Consider the following 21,616-nt stretch of genomic DNA (forward strand, 5'->3'; position numbering starts at 1 on the left):
TCGAGGTGCTCCGCGATGAAACCTTCACAAGATAACTTCCCCGTCTTCGAGGCGAACCAGGTGCTCTCCTTTTCACACTTGAACCAGGTCTTCGACTACCTGGACGAGCAGGAGCGGCTCACCCGCGCCAACCTGATCGGCATCGGCATCGTCTGCGGGCTGGAGATCACCCTCTCCCAGAACGTCGACGGCGGCCTTGGCATCACGCTCACCAGGGGATGCGGCGTCACCTCGCAGGGGTACCTGATCGTGGAACCTGAGGATGCGTTCCTCGTCAGCTACCGGCAGTACCTCCCCCCCACGGACCTCCCCTACCCTCTCTTCATGAAGGGTGACGCCCCCTATCCTCTCTGGGAGCTTTTTCCTGCCGGTGAGCCGGATACGGTCCCCATCACGACCCCGGAAGGCTTTCTGGCCGACAAGGCGGTGCTCCTTTTCCTTGAGTTGAAAAAGGAGGGACTGCGCAACTGCAGCATGAACAACTGCGACGACAGGGGAAGCGAGATCACGGTAACGGTGCGCCGCCTCCTTATCGGCGTGAACGACCTGAAGGAGATCATCGCACGGGCCAACGCCCTGGAGGGAAACGGCACCGTCACCGACCTCGCCGAGACACTACTCGAGCGGCTGAACATCCCGGAGGTGCACCTGCCGAGGATCGACGTGCCCAACACGGCCCCCGCCACCTCGCAGGACGTGTACGCCGCTTTCCAGGCCGCATTCACGGGTGAAAAGCTGGTGCAGCAGACGGCGACGGCACTGACCGCCGCATACGACGCGTTCAAGCCGCTCGCACAGCAGAAGTACCCGGACAACCCCTTCGCCGATTTCACCGGCCGCTTCGGGTCCCTTGACAACACGCCGGGTTCCACGGCACAGGTCAGGTTCCTGCAGTACTACTACGATTTCTTCGACGATATTTCGAAGGGGCTGCGCGAACTCTCCCGTGCGGGGGGCGAGCTTTTCTCGGTCTGTTGCCCGCCGGAGGGGCTCTTCCCGCGCCACCTGATGCTCGGGGTCCTCTTCCCGATCCAGGTGAGCGCACCGGAGCTGTACCGGACCCCGTTCTGGCCCTCCCCGGCTCTCTCCGGCGGCGAGGAACGTATCGTAGAACTGGAAGAGCTCTTCGAGCGCCTCGTGGAGATGACCGCCCGCTTCACCGACGCCCCGCCGCTGCCGCTTCCGGCTTTTTCGCGTCTCCCCTCGACCGACGGCTCGATCAGGATCACCCCGAGCAGGCTTGGGGAAGCCCCCCTTTCCGGGAAGGCGATCCCTTATTACTACCTCTTCACCGGCACGCCGCCGCTGTACCGGCTCTGGGACCCGGACAAGACGCAGCGAAACCGCGCCAACCAAAACCTCGGCTACCGTTCCGACTCCTACCAGCCCCCCGCTCCCCCCTTCGTGACGCAGGCGCTGCGCTACGACCTGGAGCCGTACAACTTCCTGCGCGTCGAGGGGCACCTGGGCAAGAACTACCAGCGCGTGATGACGACGCTCCTGACACTGAAGTCCCGTTACCGCCTCCCCATCGAGGTGATCGCGCTGCGCACCGGCGCCTTCGACGAGAAGGTACCGGTCGATCTATCCAAGAAGGGGTGCCGTTTCCAGGACCTCGAGACGCTTTACGAGAGCGTGAAGGCGGAATCGACCTGCTTTCTCTGTGCCGAGCTGCGCTACTTCTACGCGCTTCCCTTCGAGACCCGCTCGCCGGTCACCACCCCGGCCAAGCCGCAGTTGGCCGTCCTCGCGAACTGCGCGCCCGATTTCCTGGTGCAGCCCCAGACGCTGGGTCGGCTCTTCGAGGACTTCCTGGCGAACCAGCCGGGCGGGGCGGTACCCGAGATCGACCCCAACGTCATCATCAACTTCCTGAACAGTCAGAACGTCGGCCAGTCGAACCTGATCATCTTCTACGTGATCGCGTTCGTGGCGAAGCTTTTCGAGCAGTACGCCGCGACGCTCGCCGAGCTCGACTATCCTGGCTTCGAGAAACGCTACCAGGACCTGGTGCGGGTGACCGAGGCGGTGGAGAAGGAACGCGAGGGCGCCGCCGGAGCTATCGAGGGGACCGTCAACCTGCTCCGCTGGGAGGAACTCGACGACCGGCTCGAAGCGATCCTGTACCACTGCCGCCTGGATGTGATCAAGACGCTTGAGGGAGAGTTCCAGGACCGGCTGAGGGAGGTGAAGCAGAGGCTCTACCTCGGGACCTTCCTGCGCGACCACCCCGGCATCCAGCACAAGGCGGGGGTGCCGCTCGGGGGGACCTTCATCGTCGTCTACCACGAAGAACCGGCCAGGGTGCTTCAGCCTGGAGGCGGCATCGACCTCGGCGGGCTCAGGGACCGCTTCCGCTTCGACCGGCGCGTGACACCCGAGGGCGTGACCGGCCGGACGGGACCGGCGGCACCTTCAGGAACAGCCACCATCTGCGCGGACGTTGAGCCCGCCGCCATGATGGACGCCTTCACCAGGATGGCGAGCAAGCCCGAACTTGCGGCGGACCCGGACGTACGTTTGGTGCTGGGTGCCTTCACGGGTCGCGTGCCGGACCCTGGGGTAGTGCGCCCGCCGCGGACCGGCGCCGAGGACATCATCGAGCAGACGGTGCGGGAGCTTGAGGACGGCACCGTCATCGCCGACTTCTATCTCCCCTATCTCTGCTGCTCGGACTGCGCGCCGGTGCAGTTCGTGCTCCCCACGCCACCGCTCACCTTCACTGTGCAGACCGGCTGCACCAACGCCAATAACCAGGCCGAAGTTACCATCGCCCCGGACGGGGGGACGGCACCCTACAGCGTGAAGGTGGACCAGCAGGACTTCACGCCGCTGACCGGCGTGCTGGCGCTTTCCGCCGGAACCCATGTCATCTCGATACGCGACCAGGAGGCGACCGTCTCCGCGCCTCAGACGGTATCGATCCCGGCGCAACTCGTCCTCGGCGAGCCGCGTTTCGACTGCATCGGCGACACCGGCACTTACGTCGCCGTCATCGAGATAAAGGGCGGCACGCCCCCTTACACGCCGAACCGCGGCTCGGTCAACGGAACGGTTTATTCCAGCGGCAACCTCCCCGGCGACACCGACGTCGAGGTCGTCATCACCGACGCGCGCAACTGCAGCGCCTCGACCACCCCCAGGCACACCTGCACCCAGCCGCTGGCCTTCAGCGCAACGGTCGGCTGTACCGGCCCGGACAATCAGGCGCCGGTCGAGGTGAAGGTGACCGGCGGCACCGCGCCATACAACGTGCAGGTGGACACCGCAGCGCCCGCCCCGGTAGGCCAGGCGTTGAAGCTGAACGTCGGCGGGCACAGCATCATCGTGCACGACGCGGCCGGTGGCGCCACCGCGCCGCAGACCGTGGTGGTGCCGCCGCCTCTCGTGCTTCGGGAGACGGATTTCAGTTGCGAAGGGACCGCGAGCTACCGCTCCTTCATCCGCATCGAAGGAGGAACGCCACCGTTCACCGCGAACGACAAGCCGGTCACCGGAAATTTCTTCAACACCGATCCCATCCCGAGCGGGAGCAGTTTCTCGGTGACCGTTGCCGACCGCAACAACTGCACCGCCTCGCTCCAGGTGCAGCACAACTGCCAACAGGCCTGCGAGCTACCCTGCGGCGGGCAGTCGCGGCGCTGCGCCTACCGGCTCTGGATTCAGCCCCCGTTCCAGGACGCGCGCTACGAGAGCTATCGCCAGGAGCGCGAGGTGCGGCTGCGCTTCAACGGCCGTGACATCGCCCTGCGCAACGACGGACTTCCCATACCCGACGCTGGGCATTTGAACGAGAACTTCAACGACGCCGTCGGGAGCTACGTGAAGGCGCTGAACGAGGTGGTAGATCATGCCCTGGTCGAGCAGGCAGGTGCTGCGCCGGGACGTCTCGTCTTCAGCTTCCAGCCCGACGACGCCCTTCCCTTCGCCGTGCTCTTCATCGAGTACTTTGTCTGCGACAGCTTCGACCTCGAGTTCCGTTACAGCTTCGCAAGGCCGAATCCCGCCTTCTCGATGGTGATCCGTTACACCAACGAGCCCGCAGCGACCGGCGCGCCCTTCGACGGCGCCGTCTTCATCAACCAGCGCCTGAACAACAAGGAGACCCGCGTCCCCGCCTTCGATTGCAGCGAGCGCAACCAGTGCACGCACACCGACTACAAGAAGCTCTGCGAAGGGCCGCAGCCGGAACCGGACATGAACGTGGAGCGCGCGGCGGAGAACAGTTTGCGTCTGGAGGGAAAGGTGGGGAACCTGCCGGGCGAGGAAGTAGCCGCCTGGGTGTGGGACCTGCCGCTGGCGAACAGCAGCGAGCCCTTCTACGAAGGAGAAAAGGTAGAGGCCCAGGTGCAGCGCGCAATCGGCCCCGTTCTACTCGCCGCGATAACCCGCAAAGGGTGTTTCGGAGGGGCGAAGAAGGAGCTGTAGCCGTGAAGCATCACCCTGGTTTTCATCCCCCTCGCCCTCCGGGAGAGGGGCTGGGGTGAGGGCCTCGCAAGAATCAACCATGTCGCCGATGCACCGCCCTCACCCGCCCTGCGGGCACCCTCCCCCGGAGGGGGAGGGGATAACAGCCACCAACCCGACGCATTGGAGCACCAAAGATGCCTCACGTCATCCGCAAAAAGCGCCTCCATGTTGAGTTCGACGGCCCGGAGTCTGAGGTCTCGGCGCTGCAGCGCCGCCTGGAGCGCTTCTGCTACGACTGCTTACTACCTGTAATGGAGGTCGCCCTGAACGAACACGCCTCGCAAGATGAACACATCCTGCTGGAAAAATTGGTCATAGACGCGGGAACCATCCCGCTGGACCAGATGGAGGCCGACCTCTCCCAAGCGGTGCAGGAAGGGATGCATCAGGCACTGGGCGAGGAACTCCAGAGTCCGCGCATCAACTCCAGACGCAGGAACAAACTGCAGGCGATGACCGAGGCCTTCATGCATTTCCTCGAACAGGGTTCCCTCCCCTGGTGGTTCCAGCTTCCGGAGGGAAAGGAGCTGGAACAGGTACTGCTTGAGTGCTGGCTGGACGAAAGCCTCCCCTACGGCTCCGCCGTCATCACCCTGGAAGAGGTCCTCATCCCGCTCCAGAAGGAACAGGCGCGCAAGAGGCTCATCCTGCAGTTTTCGGAGCGCTTCCGCTCGCTGCTGCTGCCGATCATCGCACCGCAAGTCGGCATAAGGGTCGCGGCGGTTCTGGAGCGGCTGTCCGGAGTTGCGCTCCCTTCGGCAGCGGTAGCCCCGATCCGCGAAAACGTCTGGAACAACGGCCTGGCCGCCGCGGCAAACCACGTCAGCGCGACCGAACACGAACTCATCTCCCGCGCCTGGCTCGGGCTACCGGTGTGGTTGAGAAGTCATCCAGAGGTATCAGCCGCCCTCGAGCGACACTGGCCCGGGGCCGCCGGTTCGCGCAAGACCGACACCCCAATAGCCGAGCCCTTAAGCGCATCTCGCAGACAGGATGAGGAGCGGACAGCCGGGCATGCTGAGAAGCTCGAAGCAGCGGGTCACGCCGAGACACTGCAGGAGGGAATTTACATAGAAAACGGCGGCGTGGTGCTGCTGCATCCTTACCTCACGCATCTCTTCGAGTCGCTTGAAATCAGCAGTGGCGACCGCATCGTCGAACCCGAGCGCGGCGTCGCCGTGCTGCACTACCTCGCCTCGGGGTCGACCGAGCCGCCGGAATACCTTGTGGCGCTGCAAAAGCTCTTGTGCAACATCCCGCTGCACGATCCGATCGCACGCAGCGTGGAGCTCACCGACCTGGACATCGAGATGTGCGACTACCTGCTTAAAGCGCTGCTCCAGCACTGGGGCGCCCTTCGTAACAGCTCCCTGAACGGTTTGCGCGGCGCCTTCCTGATGCGGCCGGCAAAGCTGACCCTGCGCGACAACGACGAGTGGCTCTTGCAGGTCGAGAAGAACAGCTGCGACATCCTGCTGGACCAGCTCCCATTCAGCATCTCGATGGTGAAGCTCCCCTGGATGGAAAAGCTTTTATGGGTGCAGTGGAACTAGGAGTGCGGCGATGAAATCGTGCGCGGAAAAATCTTCTTCTGCTTCGAACGCAGCGGCTCAAGTCGCCAGAGAGCCGTTTCTCTCTCCTTCCGTGCAGAGAAAGATGACAGTCAGCAAACCGGGCGACAAGCAGGAGCAGCAGGCCGACCGGGCCGCAGACCGGGTCATGCGCGAGACCGCGCGGGAGGAAACGGCGGCGCGGCAGCAGGAGCCGCTCCAGCGCCAGGAAGAACACCTCCAAAAGCAGGGTAATGAGGAGAAAGTGCGGCGGCTCCCTGACGAGCGCCCGCAACGGCAGGAGGAGCGCCTTCAGAAACAGGGGAATGAGGAGCGCCTGCAGAAGCAGCAGGACGAGAAGCCCCAGCGTGAACAGGACCGCCTTTCCAGGCAGGGGAACGAAGAAAAGCTGAAACGCAAGGAGGACGAAAAGCTCAACAAGGAGGGGGCGGATAACGACAAACTGGTGCGCTCCGAGACCGGAGCCCCTCCGGCGGTCGGCGAGGCGACCCAGTCCGCGGTGAAAAGCGGCTCGTCAGGGGGAAAGCCGCTGGCAAGCGAGGTGCGGGATTTCATGGAGCCGCGCTTCGGCAACGACTTCGGCTCGGTCCGCGTCCACGACGACGAGCGTTCCGCCCGGCTTTCCGAAGACCTCTCCGCCCGCGCCTTCACCTATGGAAACCACGTCTTCTTCTCCCGCGACGCTTACCAGCCTGGAACGAGCGAAGGTAAGAGGCTCTTAGCCCACGAATTGGCCCACACCGTACAGCAGGGCGAGGGGGTCGCCCGTCAGGGGAACCCGCATAAGGAAAAGAAGAAAGAGCCCCACGTCATGCGGGCACCCGCGCCAGCTCCCCCAAAAGCCGCGCCTGCGGTCGATGCGGGTCCGGTCAGTTCCGAAGTGGTGGATCTCTCCTCCTCCGTATTCGCCCCGTCGCAAAAGGTTAAAGACGAGATCGAGGCTTCCAAGTACAAAGGTCTGGAAGTACGCGTAATCGTCAAGGGATTGACCGCCGAGGGACGCGTCAAGGTCCGCATGGACAGCAAGAAGAACCTCGACTCGATCGGCAAGGGGACCATGCCCCTGCAAAACCCGTGGACCGACCAGATCGGCGGGATGCACATCAACTTCACCATCAAGAACAACGAGGTAACCGGCGGCTACGCATCGCTGAAACCAAAGGGGGGCGACACCAACGACTGGCTGCGGGCCCTGCAGAAGAACGCGGAACTGCTGGGAGGACTTGGCCTCAAGGTCGAGAGGCTCCCGAAACCCAAAAACAGCTTCGAATCCGGCAAGCTCACCCTGGGCGTAGAAAACCTGAAGGTGGAAATCGGCGGGTTCCTGGACGCCGACTTCAACATCCTGGTGGAAAACGTCGCCAAGCCGAAGATAGACGCCTCCGCCACCGTCGACGTGAAGGGGATGGTGAAGGGGGACCTCAAGGTGGACAACACCAAGGGTCCCCTCACCGGCCAGTTGACCCTAGCGGTCAACCACAAGTCCTTCAGCGGTTCGGCGACGGTAACCTACAAGGCTGACGGCAGCGTCGACATAGGCGGCAAGGCGGCCTACAACGCGGACAAGCTCTCCGGCGAGGTCTCTTTCATCGCCACCGACCTCGATTCGGCCAACAAGTACGCCAAGGACGCCATCGCCGCGGCAGGAGGAAAGGAGAACATCGAGGCGACCGGCCCTCCCCCGCCGATACCTGCGTCGAAGCCCGAGAAGAAGAACCGCGCCATCGCGGCCACGGGACAGTTGCGGTTCCACCTGACCCAGTGGTTCGCCGGGACGGTTTGGGTCGTGGTAGACGGTCGCGGGCTTTTGACCGTGGTGAGCAAGATCGCGCCGCCGGGGGAGATCCCCCTCTTCCCGCAGAAGAACTTCGACCGCGAGATCGTCAAGTTGGAGGCGAAAGCCTATTACGGCATCCCCGTGGTAGGCAACCTGAACCTCTTCGCGAACATAAGCCTCTGGGCGCTGGCGCGGCTCGGCCCGGCGAAGATCTACAACATCGAGATCCTGGGGACCTATTCGACCGACCCGGAGGTCCAGAAGTTCATCCAGATCTCGGCCTCCTTCAATATCTCCGCTTACGCCGGTTTGCGACTGCGTGCCGAGGGGGGCGCCGGGATCGAGATCGCCTCGCACGACCTTAAGTTCGGCGTCGGCATCCAGGTGGACGTGGGGCTCATGGCCTACGCCGACGCCCGCCCCACCATCGGCTATCGCGACCCCGGGGTTTTCTACGTCGGCGGCACGCTGGACATCGTCGCCCAGCCGATGCTCGATCTCGGAGGCGATTTCTTCATCGCCCTGGAAGCGCCATGGTGGTCGCCGATCTCGGACCATCGCTGGACCTGGCCCCTGTTCTCGAAACAGTGGCCCCTCTCCGACCCGGTCGGCATCAGCGCGGTGGTGAAGGAGTACGTGCTCGGCTCGGGCACCGTCCCGGAGATCGAACTGAAGAAGCCGGAGTTCGACCCGTCCAAGTTCATGACCAGCATGGTGGACGACAAGCTGCCGGAGAAGTCCGGCGCCAAGGGGAGCGGGAGCGGCACCTTCAAGAACGACGGGAGCATCCCGCCCCCCACCATCCTCCCGAAGAAACCGGCGCCGAAGAAGCCGGAGGCGAAACCTACCAAGAAAGGAAAGACACCTCCTGCCGGAACAAAATCGGCCAAACCGGACCCGAAGGGGGTGAAGGACCAGGAAACGGCGAAGATCTTCCAGGCTGCGGCGAAGCCCCTGGGCTCGCTCCGGTCGGGCGGTCCTTTCACCCGCGCCATGCTCGATGCGGAACTTGGAAAGATCAGGGGATCGGTGAAGGGGGTGACCTTCGACGTGCAGGCCAAGGGGGAGAACTGGGTGGTGACCCCGAAGGCGGGCGGGAAGAGCGCGAAACCGGTCCAGTTGAAGGGAAAAGGCATCGACAAGGACGCCAAGGAGGGAAAAAAGGACACACGGAGCGATGCCCAGAAGCAGGCGGACCTCGATGCCGCCCTCGCCGACGCCACCGCCCTTCTGGAGGACGAGAACAAGGACGCCGCGGAAATAAAACAGGCGCTCCCGGCGATCAAGACTAAGTATCGCCTGATCCTGATCGAGCTGGTCGAGGCGGATGCGGACGAGGACGAGGTCTACGACAGCATACGCGCCACCGTCAACCCGACCAAGAGCGGCACCAAAAAGAAACGTCTCAGAAAGCACAAGTCGCAGTACGTAACCCGCAAGGGGCATCAGTACGTACTCAAGCCGGAGTTCAGCACCAAGGAGTACATCCGCGACAGTTTCTACGCCAAGGGATACCGCACCGATGTGTACGAGTGGCGCGACGATCAGGTGAACGATCCTAAAAAACTGAGACACCCGACCAAGCCCAATCTGTACAAATGGAACAACAAGTGGTGGGACAAGACCCTCAAATACAAGGAGTCCCCCACCATCGACCACAAGAAGCAGGCTGTAGTCCAGCACTGGAACGAAACCGGGAGAACGACCCATCACAAAAAACGACTCGATTACTTCAACGACATAAAAGGGATGGAGGTCGTACCCTACAGTGAGAACAGTTCCATGGGGTCAAAGCTTCCCGACAGTTATTCAAAGCGAGTCACCATCAAATTCAGAGGTCCGGGAGAAGGGACATGAGCATGTTGTATCTGTGGCACCCGTCGGTAAGCGGGGACGGCAAGGTCCTCGACTGCGTCCTGACGCGCGGGGATTCGGACCAGATCGGAGGCGGCTCGGAGCGCTTCGTGAGCGCGCTGGCTTCAACGCTCGAGATCGGCACCATTCCGCTTAAGTGGTCGATAAAGCCTTATCGCTGCAACTTCTACAGTGAGTATTGGTCCGAGGGTGGATGGGAAGCGAGGTGGGATTTCATCTGGCGCGTGACCGTCCATTTCAAGGCCCAGGTGGCGATACGACCGCTGAAGCTGGGCTATATCGGGATAGACGAAATCGACGACTACTCTCCGCTCGTGGAGAGCTACAAGTTCGAGCCATTCTCTTGCCTGGCGGCAGGCAGCTTCGCCTCGGAAGAAAAAGCGCGGGAGACGGCGCGCCGTCTTGCCGCCGACAAGGAACTGGCGGCGGCAAGGAAGGCGGCATCGGCCCCGGACCCGGTCCTACAGGTGGTCCGCGTCGAGGACAAGGCATTCCACCTGCGCGCGGCGCTGGGCTCCGGCGAGGCCTCTTTCTTCCGGGGAGAGTACCCCGAGCTGGCGCTCTCCTTTCTCGAATCCGCCGGGGCGGTGACCCATGTCCAGGGATAGGAAGGCCCAGCGCCCAAGCGCCGAAGCGGCGAACCTCGGTCTTGCGCTTGACTGGATCGAGCAACTGGTGACGGGCTATCTCGCCCTTCGTTTCGAGCGGGCGGAGAGCTTCGATCCGCCGCCCCTCGAGTTCTGCAGCGAGGATTCGCCGCTGGAGCTCTTCATCAAGAGCCAGGACCCGGGCATGGAGGAATTCGCCGTCGTGATGATGGCTCTGGCGCCCCACCTGCGCCCCGGCTTCTACAACAAGATACTCGCGCAGTTTCTTCCCGAGGGGGGCGAGGTGCACGAGTTCGGCGGGGTGCGCGGCGCCGACCACCGGGCCATCCTCCCTACCGGGGAGACCGCCCAGTTCATCCTGGCCGGGAACGACGTGCGCAAAAGGATCGAGGTGCAGCGCATGTTCGGCGCGGAGCACTGGTTCGCCAAGAAAAAGGTCGTGTGGCTCGACGCGGTGCATCCCGGCGAACCTATGATGAGCGGGCGCCTCTGCATCGACCCGGAACTCGTGGAATGGGTGACCCTCGGCACGGTGGGAAAGCCCCGTTTCGGCATCGACTTTCCCGCCCAGGCGATCGAGACGGAGATGGGATGGGAGGACCTGGTGCTGCACCCGGACACGCTGCGCCAGATCCGCGAGATCGAGAGCTGGGTCCGGCACAAGGACGTCCTCATGGAGGAATGGGGGATGAAGAAGAAGCTGCCGCACGGCTACCGTGCCTTCTTCCACGGCCCCCCCGGCACCGGCAAGACCCTCACCGCTACGCTTCTCGGGAAGTACACCGGTCGGGACGTGTTCCGCATCGATCTGTCGCGGGTGGTTTCCAAGTACATCGGGGAGACTGAGAAGAACCTCGCCCTATTGTTCGAGAAGGCCGAGTTCAAGGAGTGGATACTCTTCTTCGACGAGGCCGACGCCCTCTTCGGCAAGAGGACTGACGTCCGCGACGCCCACGACCGTTTCGCGAACCAGGAGATCTCCTACCTCTTGCAGCGCATCGAGCAGTACCGGGGGCTCGTGATTCTCGCGAGCAACAAGAGGAACCAGCTCGACGAAGCCTTCGTGCGGCGTTTCCAGGCCATCATCCACTTTCCCATCCCGCGGCCGGAGGAACGCTGCCGGATCTGGAACAGCGCCTTCCCGCCGCAGGTCGAGATTGCCCCCGATATCGACTGGAGTCAGATTGCCGCGAAGTACGAGCTCTCCGGCGCGGGGATCATGAACGTGATGCAGTACTGTGCCCTGGAGGTGCTGGCCGACCAGTCGCGCCGCCTCGATCTCAAGCGGTTGGAGGGGGCGATTTTGAGGGAGTACGTGAAGGAAGGAAAGGTCGTGTAAGGCAGAAGCCGTTCTAGGTTCTACGTTCTACGTTCTATGTTCAGAAGCCTGTTTTTAACGTAGAACGTAGAACGCAGAACGTAGAACGGTTGTTAGAACCTCCTGCTGTCGTACGCCCAGTGCAACAGCGCCTGGCGCTGCCTGCGGCGGCAGGTGAGCACCCCTTCGGGACAGTTGTTCCTGATCTGGGCGATGTGCCTCGTCATCGCCTTCCAACGCTTGATCTGCCTCGCGTCGTCCGGGCACCTGCGCCCCATGTAGTAGCGGCAATACCACTGGAACCAGCCGCGCGGGTCATCGCTGTAGATCCACCCCTTCTCACGCCAGTACGAAAGCGGCTTCGACGCGTTCACCCCGAAGAAGTTGTACTCCGGCACGTGCCGCTCGTGACAGAGCCTCGCCTTCTCGAACCACTCTTCGGGAAACTCATCCCGGCAATCGGTCATGTACTTGCCGCCAAAAACGCCCATCTCCAGCATCACTTTAGGCGTCAGATCGGGCTTGAACTCCGGATGGAAGTTCTCACCAATCGGTTCGGTACGGTAATAGACGTAGTCTCTCTGCATCATGTCATTGACACAAACACGAATCTTTTTCACTTTGACTTTGACTCTCCATGGAAAGCGGTAGAATATCCCGACAAAATGTACAGTGACCGGCAGCAGTGTCAAGCCGAGTAACAAGCATCTATTCACATTCAGGAGGCAGCGTCGCCATGGTGAGTATCGAAGAAGCACAGCGGATCATCCTGGAACAGATCGTTCCGCTCGAGATCGAGAAAGTAACCGTCTTCGACGGACTGAACCGCATCACGCCTGAGGATCACGTAGCGCCGTGGGACATCCCGGCCGCGGACAACTCGGCGATGGACGGCTTCGCCTTTCTCCACTCGTCGGTCCAGGATAACCGGCTGAGCGTCTGCGGCTTTCTCCCGGCCGGAGAGGTGCGCCGCGAGGCGGTGCCGCCGGGAGCCGCGGTGCGCATCATGACCGGCGCCCCGATCCCGCCGGGGTGCGACACCGTGGTGCCCATCGAGGACGTGGAAACGGACGGCGACGCCATCGTCATCCGGGGCAAGGTGAAAGCGGGCGACCATGTGCGTCGGCGCGGCGAGGACATCTCCCGTGGGGATATCGTCATCCCGACCGGTTCACTCTTGCGCCCGCAGGAGATCGGCATGCTCTCCGCCATGGGCAACACATCGCTCGCCGTCTACCGGCGCACCCGCGTCGCCATCCTCGCTACCGGCGACGAACTTCTCGAGCCCGGGGCCACGCCCGAGCCGGGCAAACTCATCAACAGCAACAGCTACAGCCTCGCTGCGCAGGTGCTCGACGCCGGGGGCGACCCGGTCCTGCTCGGCATCGCAACCGACGACCTCGAGGCCACCTGCGAAAAGATAAAAGCAGGGCTCAACGCGGACTTTCTCGTGATAACCGGCGGGGTCTCGGTCGGCGACCGCGATTTCGTGAAGGCGGCCATCGAGGAGTTGGGCGGCAGCGTGAACTTCTGGAAGGTGAACATGAAGCCGGGCAAGCCTCTCGCCTACGCCACGCTGCAGGGCAAACCCGTCTTCGCCCTTCCCGGCAACCCGGTGGCGGCCATGGTCTCGTTCGAGCTTTTCGTGCGCCCTTCCCTTTTGAAGGCGATGGGGCACCGGCGCGTGTTCCGCCCGACGGTCCGGGCCGGGTTGCAGGAGCCCGCCGTCAACAAGGGGAACCGCCCCCACCTCGTGCGCGGCATCGTGTCGAAGTGCGACGGGCGTTATCTCGTCTCCACCACCGGCAACCAGAGCTCGGGACGCCTCTCCTCCCTCACCCTGGGCAACGGTCTCATGAAGCTCGCACCGGAATCGAGGATCGAGTCCGGCAACGAGGTGGAGGTCATGCTCTTGGACCGTAATTTCGAGATGGGCCTTTTGCAGGAGTGATGACTCAGTTAAACTCCCAACGTTTCTTCACGGAAAATTTGATCGTTCCTACGCTCCAGCGTGGGAACGTAACGCCTCGGACGCTCCGGCGTCTGCTTACAGGACGCTGGAGCGTCCCGAACGTGCGTTCCCACGGAGGACCGTAGGAACGATCTCTAATCCCTTCCCGCCGCGGCCGTCGCTGCATAAGAGACGGCCGCCGTCATTTTTCCGCTTCAACCTGCAAATCCTCTTTGCCTTGTTATAATTAGAACCCGCCCCTTCGAAATTTCATGAACTACCTTACAAAGTACGCTGTTCGCCACGCCCATCCAACATCCCCTCTCCCTCCGGGAGAGGGTGCCCGCAGGCCGGGTGAGGGCGTCGCCACGAAAATGATATCAGGCCCCAAGTAACGCCCCCCCTGCCCTCTCCCAAAAGGAGGGGAAGAATGCGGTTGCTGTGCCGCAGCGCAGCACCGCGCGAAGGGAGATGGCAGCCTTCTCGCTTTTTTTGATCTAGGTCAAAATTATCCACAGAATAGTGTTCTAGAGTCGTCTAGCTTCAAAACGTTTACACTATCGGGCCGAAGGCTCCCTCGAGCGCCCCGCTCCGTACAACCAATCTGGAAGCAGAAGGAGAAAATCCATGCAACCTGCCTCATCCAAACTCGGCTGTTTTATTTTTTCGCTGATATTGGTGCTTTTCGCATCGGGAACCGTTCGCGCCGATGCGGGCAAGGACCTTTTCGACAAGATGTGCGCCTCCTGTCACAGCATCGGCGGCGGTGACGGGGCCGGCCCCGATCTCAAAGGGGTCGGTGCCAAGCGTTCTTCCGAGTGGCTGATGCAGATCATTACCGACCCGGCGAAGCTCACCGCGTCGAAGGACCCGGCCCAGGCCGAACTGGTGAAAAAGTACGGCATGGAGATGCCGGGCCTCGGGGTAAGCCGGGCCGATGCCGAGAAGATCGTCGCCTTCCTGGGTGGCGGAGCCCCGGCTGCGGGCGGCGCCGCGCCTTCGGCGGCGTCAGGTGGGGCTTCCGCTCCGGCGGAAACCAAGGCCGCCCCGCCAGCCGAGGTAGTGGTCACCAAAGAGCTCCTCGCGACGGGTCGGGACCTCTTCACCGGAAAACAGCGCTTCGCCAACGGCGGCGCCCCTTGCGTCTCCTGCCACCGCTTCGACTATCCCGGGATCTACAGCGGCGCCCTCGCCGCCGACCTCACCGGTCTCTACGGCAAGATGGGCGAGAACGGCGTGCGCGGCGTGCTGAAAAGCCTCAACTTCCCGGTGATGAAAAAGATCTACGCGGACCGCCCGCTGACCGACGATGAGGCGACCGCGCTCACCGCGCTCTTCAAGGACGCCTCGGCCAGGAAACAGGCCCAAAGTGATCCGTACCCCGTTGCCGGCCTAGGCTTCTTCGCCTTCTGCCTGATCGCCGCGCTCGCCTTCAAGAGGAGATACAAATAATGTCACACGACAGGATCAAGGACGATCGTTCGCCGCAAAACCGGCAATGGGAAGAGTTCTACCGCAACCGCCACCAGTACGACAAGGTGGTGCGCAGCACCCACGGCGTGAACTGTACCGGCGGCTGCAGCTGGATGGTGCACGTGAAGGACGGCATCGTCGGCTGGGAGCTGCAGGCGAACGACTACCCGCAGTTCGACGGCACCATCCCGAACCACGAGCCGCGAGGCTGCACGCGCGGCATCACTTTCTCCTGGTACCTCTACAGCCCGCTCCGCGTGAAGCACCCTTACCTGCGCGGCGCGCTCCTTGACCGCTGGACCGAGGCGAGAAAGCTCCACGCCGACCCGGTCGAGGCCTGGGCGAGCATCGTCGAGGACAAGGAGAAGCGCGCCTCCTACACCGGCCGGCGCGGCATGGGTGGCTTCCGGCGCGGCGACTGGGAAACGGTGACCGAGATCATCGCCGCCTCCAACATCTACACCGCGAAGAAGCACGGACCGGACCGCGTCGTCGGATTTTCCCCGATCCCCGCCATGTCCATGATCAGCTACGCGGCGGGAACGCGCTTCCTGCAGCTCTTCGGCGGGGTCGCCATGAGCTTCTACGACTGGTACTGCGACCTTCCCCCCGCCTCCCCGCAGGTCTGGGGCGAGCAGACCGACGTGAACGAGTCGGCGGACTGGTACAACGCCTCCTACATCGTCCTTTGCGGCTCCAACGTGCCGATGACGCGCACCCCGGACGCCCACTACCTGACCGAGGCGCGCTACCGCGGCACCAAGGTGGTGGTGATGTCGCCGGACTTCTCCATAGCGACCAAGTTCGCCGACGCCTGGCTTCCGGTCGAACAGGGGCACGACGCCGCCTTCTGGATGGCGGTGAACCACGTCCTCCTCAAGGAGTTCTACGCCGAGCGCGAGGTCCCCTTCTTCAAGGATTACGTCACGAAGTACAGCGATTTCCCCTTCCTCGTGCAGCTCACTCCCTCCTCCCCTCTCCCTCCGGGAGAGGGTCAGGGTGAGGGCATATGGCGCCAGGGCGAACTGGTGCGCGCCGCCCAGTTCGAGCGCTCGGCTGACCTCGAGCATGCGGAATGGTGCATGTGCGTCGCGGACCAGGACGGCTCGGTGCGCGTCCCCAACGGCAGCCTCGGCACGCGCTGGAGCAAACAGGAGGGGAACTGGAACCTCGAGATGAAGGACGTGGTGGACGGCGGCGCGATCGACCCCGCCCTCACCTTCTTAGGCGGCGAGACCCGCAAGGTCCTCTTCCGTTTCGAAGGGGAAAACGACGCGGTCCGCGAGGTCCCGGTGCGACGCGTCACCACCGCGCAGGGCGAGATCGTGGTCACCACGGTCTTCGACCTTATGATGGCGCAGTTCGGCGTCTCGCGCGGCCTTTCCGGCGACTACCCGGCCGGGTACCATTCCGAGCTTCCCTTCACCCCGAAATGGCAGGAGAAGCACACCGGCATCGATGCCGAGACCGTCCTGAAGATCGCGCGCGAGTGGGGCGAAAACGGCGAGAAGAGCAACGGGCGCAACATGGTCATCATCGGGGCCGGCGTGAACCACTGGTACCACCAAGACCTCATCTATCGCGCCGCGATAACCGCCCTCATCCTGACCGGGAGCGTCGGGAGAAACGGCGCCGGCCTCGCCCATTATGTCGGACAGGAGAAGGTCCAGCCGCTCTCCCCCTGGACCTCCATCGCCATGGCGCACGACTGGATCAAGGGATCCCGTCTGCAGAACACGCCGAGCTTCTGGTACATGCACTCGGACCAGTGGCGTTACGACCGCAGCTTCGTGGACTACTTCAAACCGGAGACCGGCGAGAAGATGCCGGTGCACGCCGCGGACTTCAACGCGAAGGCGGTGCGGCTCGGCTGGCTCCCCTTCGCCCCGCACTTCAACGAGAACCCCCTTTCGCTGATGAAACAGGCGAAAGAGGCGGGATGCGAGGACGACGCCGCGACACGCGCGTGGCTCGTGCAGCGCCTTAAAAGCGGCACCACCCGCTTCGCCATCGAGGACCCCGATGCCGAGGGGAACTGCCCGAAGGTGTGGTTCATCTGGCGCGGCAATGCGATCTCGGCAAGCGCCAAGGGGCACGAGTTCTTCCTGAAGCACGTGCTCGGCGCCCCGAACGCAAGCTGCACCGCACGCGAGGCGGCCAAGGGCGAGGTGCAGGACATCGTCTGGCACGACAAGGCACCCGAGGGGAAGGTCGACCTCGTCGTCGATCTCAACTTCAGGATGGACACCTCGACCATGTACTCGGACATCGTCCTTCCGGCGGCGACCTGGTACGAGAAGAGCGACCTGAACACCACCGACATGCACTCCTTCGTGAACTGCATGGACGCGGCCGTCCCCCCTTCCTGGGAATCCAAATCGGACTGGAAGATCTTCACCATGATCGCCAAGAAGGTGAGCGAACTCGCCGCGACGCACCTCCCCGAGCCCGTGCGCGACGTGATCGCCGCGCCGCTTCTCCACGACACCCCGGGCGAGATCGCACAGCGCACGGTAAAGGACTGGAAACTCGGCGAGTGCGAGCCGGTGCCGGGCAAGACCATGCCGAACCTCGCCATCGTCGAGCGGGATTACGTGAACCTCTACAACCGCTACCTTTCGGTCGGCCCGGAGATCGGGCACCTGGGGTCGCACGGCAACTACTACGACGCGGACGACGAGCACGCCAAGCTGCGTGAAACCCTTCCCAACCGGAGCTGGAACGGCAAGAGTTTCATCGATATCGCCGACGAGAAGGTGGTGGCTGACGTGATCCTCTCCCTCGCCCCGGAGACCAACGGGGAGCTCGCGCACCGCGCCTACCGCAACCTGGAGAAGCGGGTCGGCAAGCCGCTCGCGCAGATCGCCGAAGGGTCCCGCGATGTCCGGGTGAAATGGGAGGACGTGACCCAGAAACCGCGCCGGGTGCTCAGTTCCCCGATCTGGAGCGGGCTCGTCAACGGCGGGCGCCCGTACGCGCCGTACACCCTGAACGTGGAGCACGAGGTACCCTGGCGCACCCTGACCGGCCGTCAATCGCTCTACCTGGACCACCCCTACTACCGCGAGTTCCACGAGGGGCTCCCGACCTTCAAGGGGAAACTGAACCCGGCGCTTCTGGATGAGACCGAGGGCGAAACCGGGCTCGTGCTGAACTTCCTCACCCCGCACGGGAAATGGGGCATCCACTCAACCTACAGCGACAACCTGAGGATGCTCACCCTCTCGCGCGGCGGGCAGGCGGTGTGGCTGAACCACCTGGACGCGGCCGGCGCCGGCATCGAGGACAACGAGACCATCGAGGTGTACAACGCAAACGGCGTCGTCGTCTGCCGCTCCATCGTCTCGTCCCGCATACCGCGCGGCGCGGCGATCATGTACCACGCACCGGAGCGGACCCTGAACATCAAGACGTCGAAGAAAAGCGGCAAGCGCGGCGGCGTGCACAACAGCCTCTCCCGCATCCGCCTGAAGCCGACCCTGATGCTCGGAGGGTACGCGCAGTTCAGCTACTACTTCAACTACTGGGGCCCAACCGGCGTGAACCGCGACAGTTACGTCGTCGTAAGAAAACTGAAATAGAGGCGGAAGCCTCGCCCCCGTTCCAACCGGATACGCTCATCCCTTCCCCCGGAGGGGGGAGGTCAGGAGGGGGGATACCAGCCGAAACGAGACGCTGCGCGCCCCCCTCCCGTCCCCTCCCCCTCCAGGGGAGGTAACATGGGGCAACAAGGAGCCATAAATATGGATGTAAGAGCCCAAATAGTCATGGTGTTCAACCTGGACAAGTGCATCGGCTGCCACACCTGTTCCATTTCCTGCAAGAACATCTGGACCGACAGGAAGGGCGCCGAATACATGTGGTGGAACAACGTCGAGACCAAGCCTGGCGTCGGTTACCCGCGGCAGTGGGAAGACCAGGAACGGTTCAAGGGTGGCTGGGTGGTCGACGGCAAGAAGCTGAAGCTCAAGGCCATGGGCAAGGGCCCCACCCTCGCCAACATGTTCTTCCAGCCCAACATGCCGAAGATCGAGGACTACTACGAGCCCTTCGATTTCGATTACGGCAACCTGGCCGGCGCCAAGGAGTCGAAGGACCAGCCGGTGGCCGAGGCCTTCTCACAGATCTCCGGCAAGAAGATCGAGGAGATCCAGGGAGGCCCGAACTGGGACGACGACCTCTCCGGCTCCCAGGTGTACGCGGCGAAGGACCTGAACCTCAAGGACAAGAAGGTGATCGAGTCCTACGATTCGATGTTCATGCAGTACCTGCCGCGCATCTGCAACCACTGCCTGAACCCGGCTTGCGTCGCCTCCTGCCCCTCGCGCGCCCTCTACAAGCGCGGCGAAGACGGCATCGTTCTCGTGGACCAGGAGGTATGCAAGGGTTGGCGCTTCTGCACCAGCGCCTGTCCGTACAAGAAGGTCTATTTCAACTGGAACACCGGCAAGGCGGAAAAGTGCATCTTCTGTTATCCCCGCGTCGAGACCGGCCAGTGCAACGCCTGCGCCCACAGCTGCGTCGGGCGCATCCGCTACGTGGGCGTGCTCCTTTACGACGCGGACGCCGTCGAGGCGGCAGCATTGAAGGGGGACGCCGAGCTCGTCGAGGCGCACCGCGACGTGATCCTCGATCCGCGCGACCCGGAGGTCTGTAGAAAGGCCAAGGAAAACGGCATCTCCGACCAGTGGCTGGACGCCGCGGCAGCTTCCCCGGTCTACGCGCTGGTGAAGGAGTACCGCGTCGCTCTCCCGCTGCACCCGGAATTCAGGACGCTCCCGATGGCGTACTACATCCCTTCCCTCTCCCCGGTCCTCTCCACCTGGGGCGACACCCACAAGCTCCTCGAGCACGGCATGATCCCGGCGCTCGAGACGCTGCGGGTCCCCATCGGGTACCTGGCGAGCCTCCTTTCCGGGGGAAACCACGCCGTCATCGAAGAGGCACTGAAGAAACTGATCGCGATCCGGGTGCAGATGCGGTCCGAAAATTTAGGGCTCCCCGCCGACCCGCAGTTGCTCGCGGACGCGGGACTCGACGAGGCGGCGGCAAAGAGGCTGTACCGGCTCTTCACCGTCGCGGGCTACAACGAGCGCAACGTGATTCCGCCGCAGCAGCGCGAGGAAAACGATCCCGAGAAACGCAGGCAGGAGGGAGGCTTCGGCATCCTTAAAAAGACCAGGGGAGGCGGCAAATGAGCATTCAGCAGAGCTATGACGCCCTGGCGAGACTGTTCGAGTATCCGAGACAAAGAGAGGAGCTGCAGGCGTCGTTTGCCAGTGTCGCTGGCTACCTGAGGCGAAACGAGATCCAATCACGTCTGAACCTTTTCGGCGAACTGGTGAACGAAGCGACGTTGGAAGAACTGCAGGAAGAGTACGTCGCCCGCTTCGACTTCAACCCGGCGGCGGCGCCGTACCTGGGTCACCACCTTTACGGCGACAACCAGAAAAAAGGCGGATACATGATCCAGGTGAAGCAGGAGTACGCAAGGCACGGCTTCGTCGCGCCCGAAGACGAACTCCCCGACCACCTGGCGGTGCTTCTCTCCTTTTTGGCGCACCTGGCGCGGCACGGCGAGGATGAGGCGCGCCGCGAGTTCATCGACAAACTGGTCCTGCCCGGGATCAACAAACTGATCGGGTCGCAGGCCCCGCGCGACACGTCCCCATGGTTCACCCTGGTCGAGGCGGCCGAACTGCTTTGCAGCGCGGACTGCCGGGAGGTTCCCTCATGCTGAACGATCTGATCTTCATAGCACTTCCCTACGCGGCAATCGCGCTGGTGCTCCTGGTCACGCCGTACCGCTTTTTGAGTAACCGGCTCACCTGGTCGGCCTACTCGACGCAGTTTCTCGAGAGAAAAATCCTCTACTGGGGGATCAACCCGTGGCACTACGGCATCCTCCCCATCCTGCTGGCCCATGTCTTGGGCTTTGCCTTCCCCGGTTTCTTCAAGGGGTTCCTCGGCAACCAGCAGACGCTTTTCGCGACGGAAAGCGTCCTCTTCGGGCTCGGCGCCTTCGCCCTGTTCGGCGTCCTGCTCCTTTTGCTGCGGCGAGTGAACTCGGGGATGCTGAAGCGGGTCACCTTCAGTTCGGATTGGCTCGTGCTCTACCTGCTCGCCTTCCAGGCGGGGACCGGGATCTACATCGGCTACTTCATGCGCTGGGGCTCGCAGTGGTACCTGCACACCGCGGTCCCCTACCTATGGTCGATAGTCTCGTTCCGCCCGCAGATCGAGTACGTAGCGGACCTGCCGCTCGCATTCAAGCTGCACGTAGCCTGCGCGTTTCTGATCGTCGCGGTGCTTCCGTTCACTAAACTCGTGCACATGCTCTACCTCCCCGTCGACTTCCTGAAGGACCCGCCGCTTCTGTACCGGTGGCGGTCGAACAAACAGTAACTAAATGACATTGCGGCTTCCGCCGTCCTCTCTCTCCCGAAGACCGGGTCAAAGCCTCCCCCAGGAGGGGGGAGGTTGGAGGGGGGAAGCCATGGAAGGACACTACGCGCCCCCTCCCTGTCCCTCCCCCCCCGGGAGAGGGGAACGATGCGGAAGCCAGGGTTGATG

General features: G+C 63.1%; 12 protein-coding genes. 11 read left to right on the top strand and 1 reads right to left on the bottom strand.

Going from position 1 to position 21,616, the window contains the following annotated elements; translation table 11 throughout:
- Window positions 1-15: 15 nt before the first annotated feature.
- The 5 genes from D6Z24_RS08275 (at window position 16) to D6Z24_RS08295 (ending at window position 11,640) form a co-directional block, all read left to right on the top strand.
- Window positions 16-4,428 carry a hypothetical protein gene (locus D6Z24_RS08275; protein ID WP_129126118.1) on the top strand — a complete coding sequence of 1,471 codons (4,413 nt, stop codon included), beginning with the start codon at window positions 16-18 and terminating at the stop codon, window positions 4,426-4,428.
- A 176-nt stretch (window positions 4,429-4,604) separates the two neighbouring features.
- Window positions 4,605-6,023 (top strand): contractile injection system tape measure protein, encoded by a 1,419-nt coding sequence (locus D6Z24_RS08280; RefSeq protein ID WP_129126119.1) that lies wholly within the window; start codon window positions 4,605-4,607, stop codon window positions 6,021-6,023.
- Between the two features lie 103 nt (window positions 6,024-6,126).
- On the top strand, window positions 6,127-9,675 hold the full coding sequence (locus tag D6Z24_RS08285) for an eCIS core domain-containing protein (protein WP_246014612.1): 3,549 nt from the start codon (window positions 6,127-6,129) through the stop codon (window positions 9,673-9,675).
- Complete coding sequence (locus tag D6Z24_RS08290; RefSeq protein WP_129126121.1) at window positions 9,672-10,301, top strand: hypothetical protein; 630 nt, start codon at window positions 9,672-9,674, stop codon at window positions 10,299-10,301. Before D6Z24_RS08285 ends, D6Z24_RS08290 begins: the two co-directional genes overlap by 4 nt.
- Window positions 10,288-11,640 carry an ATP-binding protein gene (locus D6Z24_RS08295; RefSeq protein WP_129126122.1) on the top strand — a complete coding sequence of 451 codons (1,353 nt, stop codon included), beginning with the start codon at window positions 10,288-10,290 and terminating at the stop codon, window positions 11,638-11,640. The genes D6Z24_RS08290 and D6Z24_RS08295 overlap by 14 nt, the downstream gene beginning before the upstream one ends.
- 92 nt (window positions 11,641-11,732) lie before the next feature.
- Here the strand turns inward: D6Z24_RS08295 and D6Z24_RS08300 are convergent, their stop codons facing one another.
- Window positions 11,733-12,209 (bottom strand): hypothetical protein, encoded by a 477-nt coding sequence (locus D6Z24_RS08300; RefSeq protein ID WP_246014613.1) that lies wholly within the window; start codon window positions 12,207-12,209, stop codon window positions 11,733-11,735.
- Between the two features lie 146 nt (window positions 12,210-12,355).
- On the opposite strand from D6Z24_RS08300, the gene D6Z24_RS08305 reads away from it, so the two are divergent.
- The 6 genes from D6Z24_RS08305 to D6Z24_RS08330 all read left to right on the top strand — a co-directional run bounded on the left by D6Z24_RS08305 (window position 12,356) and on the right by D6Z24_RS08330 (window position 21,448).
- Window positions 12,356-13,570, top strand: coding sequence for a molybdopterin molybdotransferase MoeA (locus tag D6Z24_RS08305; RefSeq protein ID WP_129126124.1), 1,215 nt, complete (start codon window positions 12,356-12,358; stop codon window positions 13,568-13,570).
- Between the two features lie 627 nt (window positions 13,571-14,197).
- Window positions 14,198-15,022 carry a c-type cytochrome gene (locus D6Z24_RS08310; protein WP_129126125.1) on the top strand — a complete coding sequence of 275 codons (825 nt, stop codon included), beginning with the start codon at window positions 14,198-14,200 and terminating at the stop codon, window positions 15,020-15,022.
- Window positions 15,022-18,624: a nitrate reductase subunit alpha gene (locus tag D6Z24_RS08315; RefSeq protein ID WP_129126126.1), complete on the top strand. Its 3,603-nt coding sequence runs from the start codon at window positions 15,022-15,024 to the stop codon at window positions 18,622-18,624. The genes D6Z24_RS08310 and D6Z24_RS08315 overlap by 1 nt, the downstream gene beginning before the upstream one ends.
- Window positions 18,625-18,786: 162 nt before the next feature.
- The gene (gene narH, locus D6Z24_RS08320) at window positions 18,787-20,241 is read left to right on the top strand and encodes a nitrate reductase subunit beta (RefSeq protein WP_129126127.1); all 1,455 of its coding nucleotides are present in this window, start codon (window positions 18,787-18,789) and stop codon (window positions 20,239-20,241) included.
- Window positions 20,238-20,783, top strand: a complete 546-nt coding sequence (gene narJ / locus D6Z24_RS08325; protein WP_129126128.1) for a nitrate reductase molybdenum cofactor assembly chaperone — start codon at window positions 20,238-20,240, stop codon at window positions 20,781-20,783. The genes narH and narJ overlap by 4 nt, the downstream gene beginning before the upstream one ends.
- Entirely contained in the window at window positions 20,777-21,448 is a 672-nt protein-coding gene (locus D6Z24_RS08330; protein WP_129126129.1) for a respiratory nitrate reductase subunit gamma, read from the top strand. The genes narJ and D6Z24_RS08330 overlap by 7 nt, the downstream gene beginning before the upstream one ends.
- Window positions 21,449-21,616 lie beyond the last annotated feature (168 nt).

Origin of the sequence: Geomonas oryzae, assembly GCF_004117875.1 — a bacterium.
Lineage (GTDB): Bacteria > Desulfobacterota > Desulfuromonadia > Geobacterales > Geobacteraceae > Geomonas > Geomonas oryzae.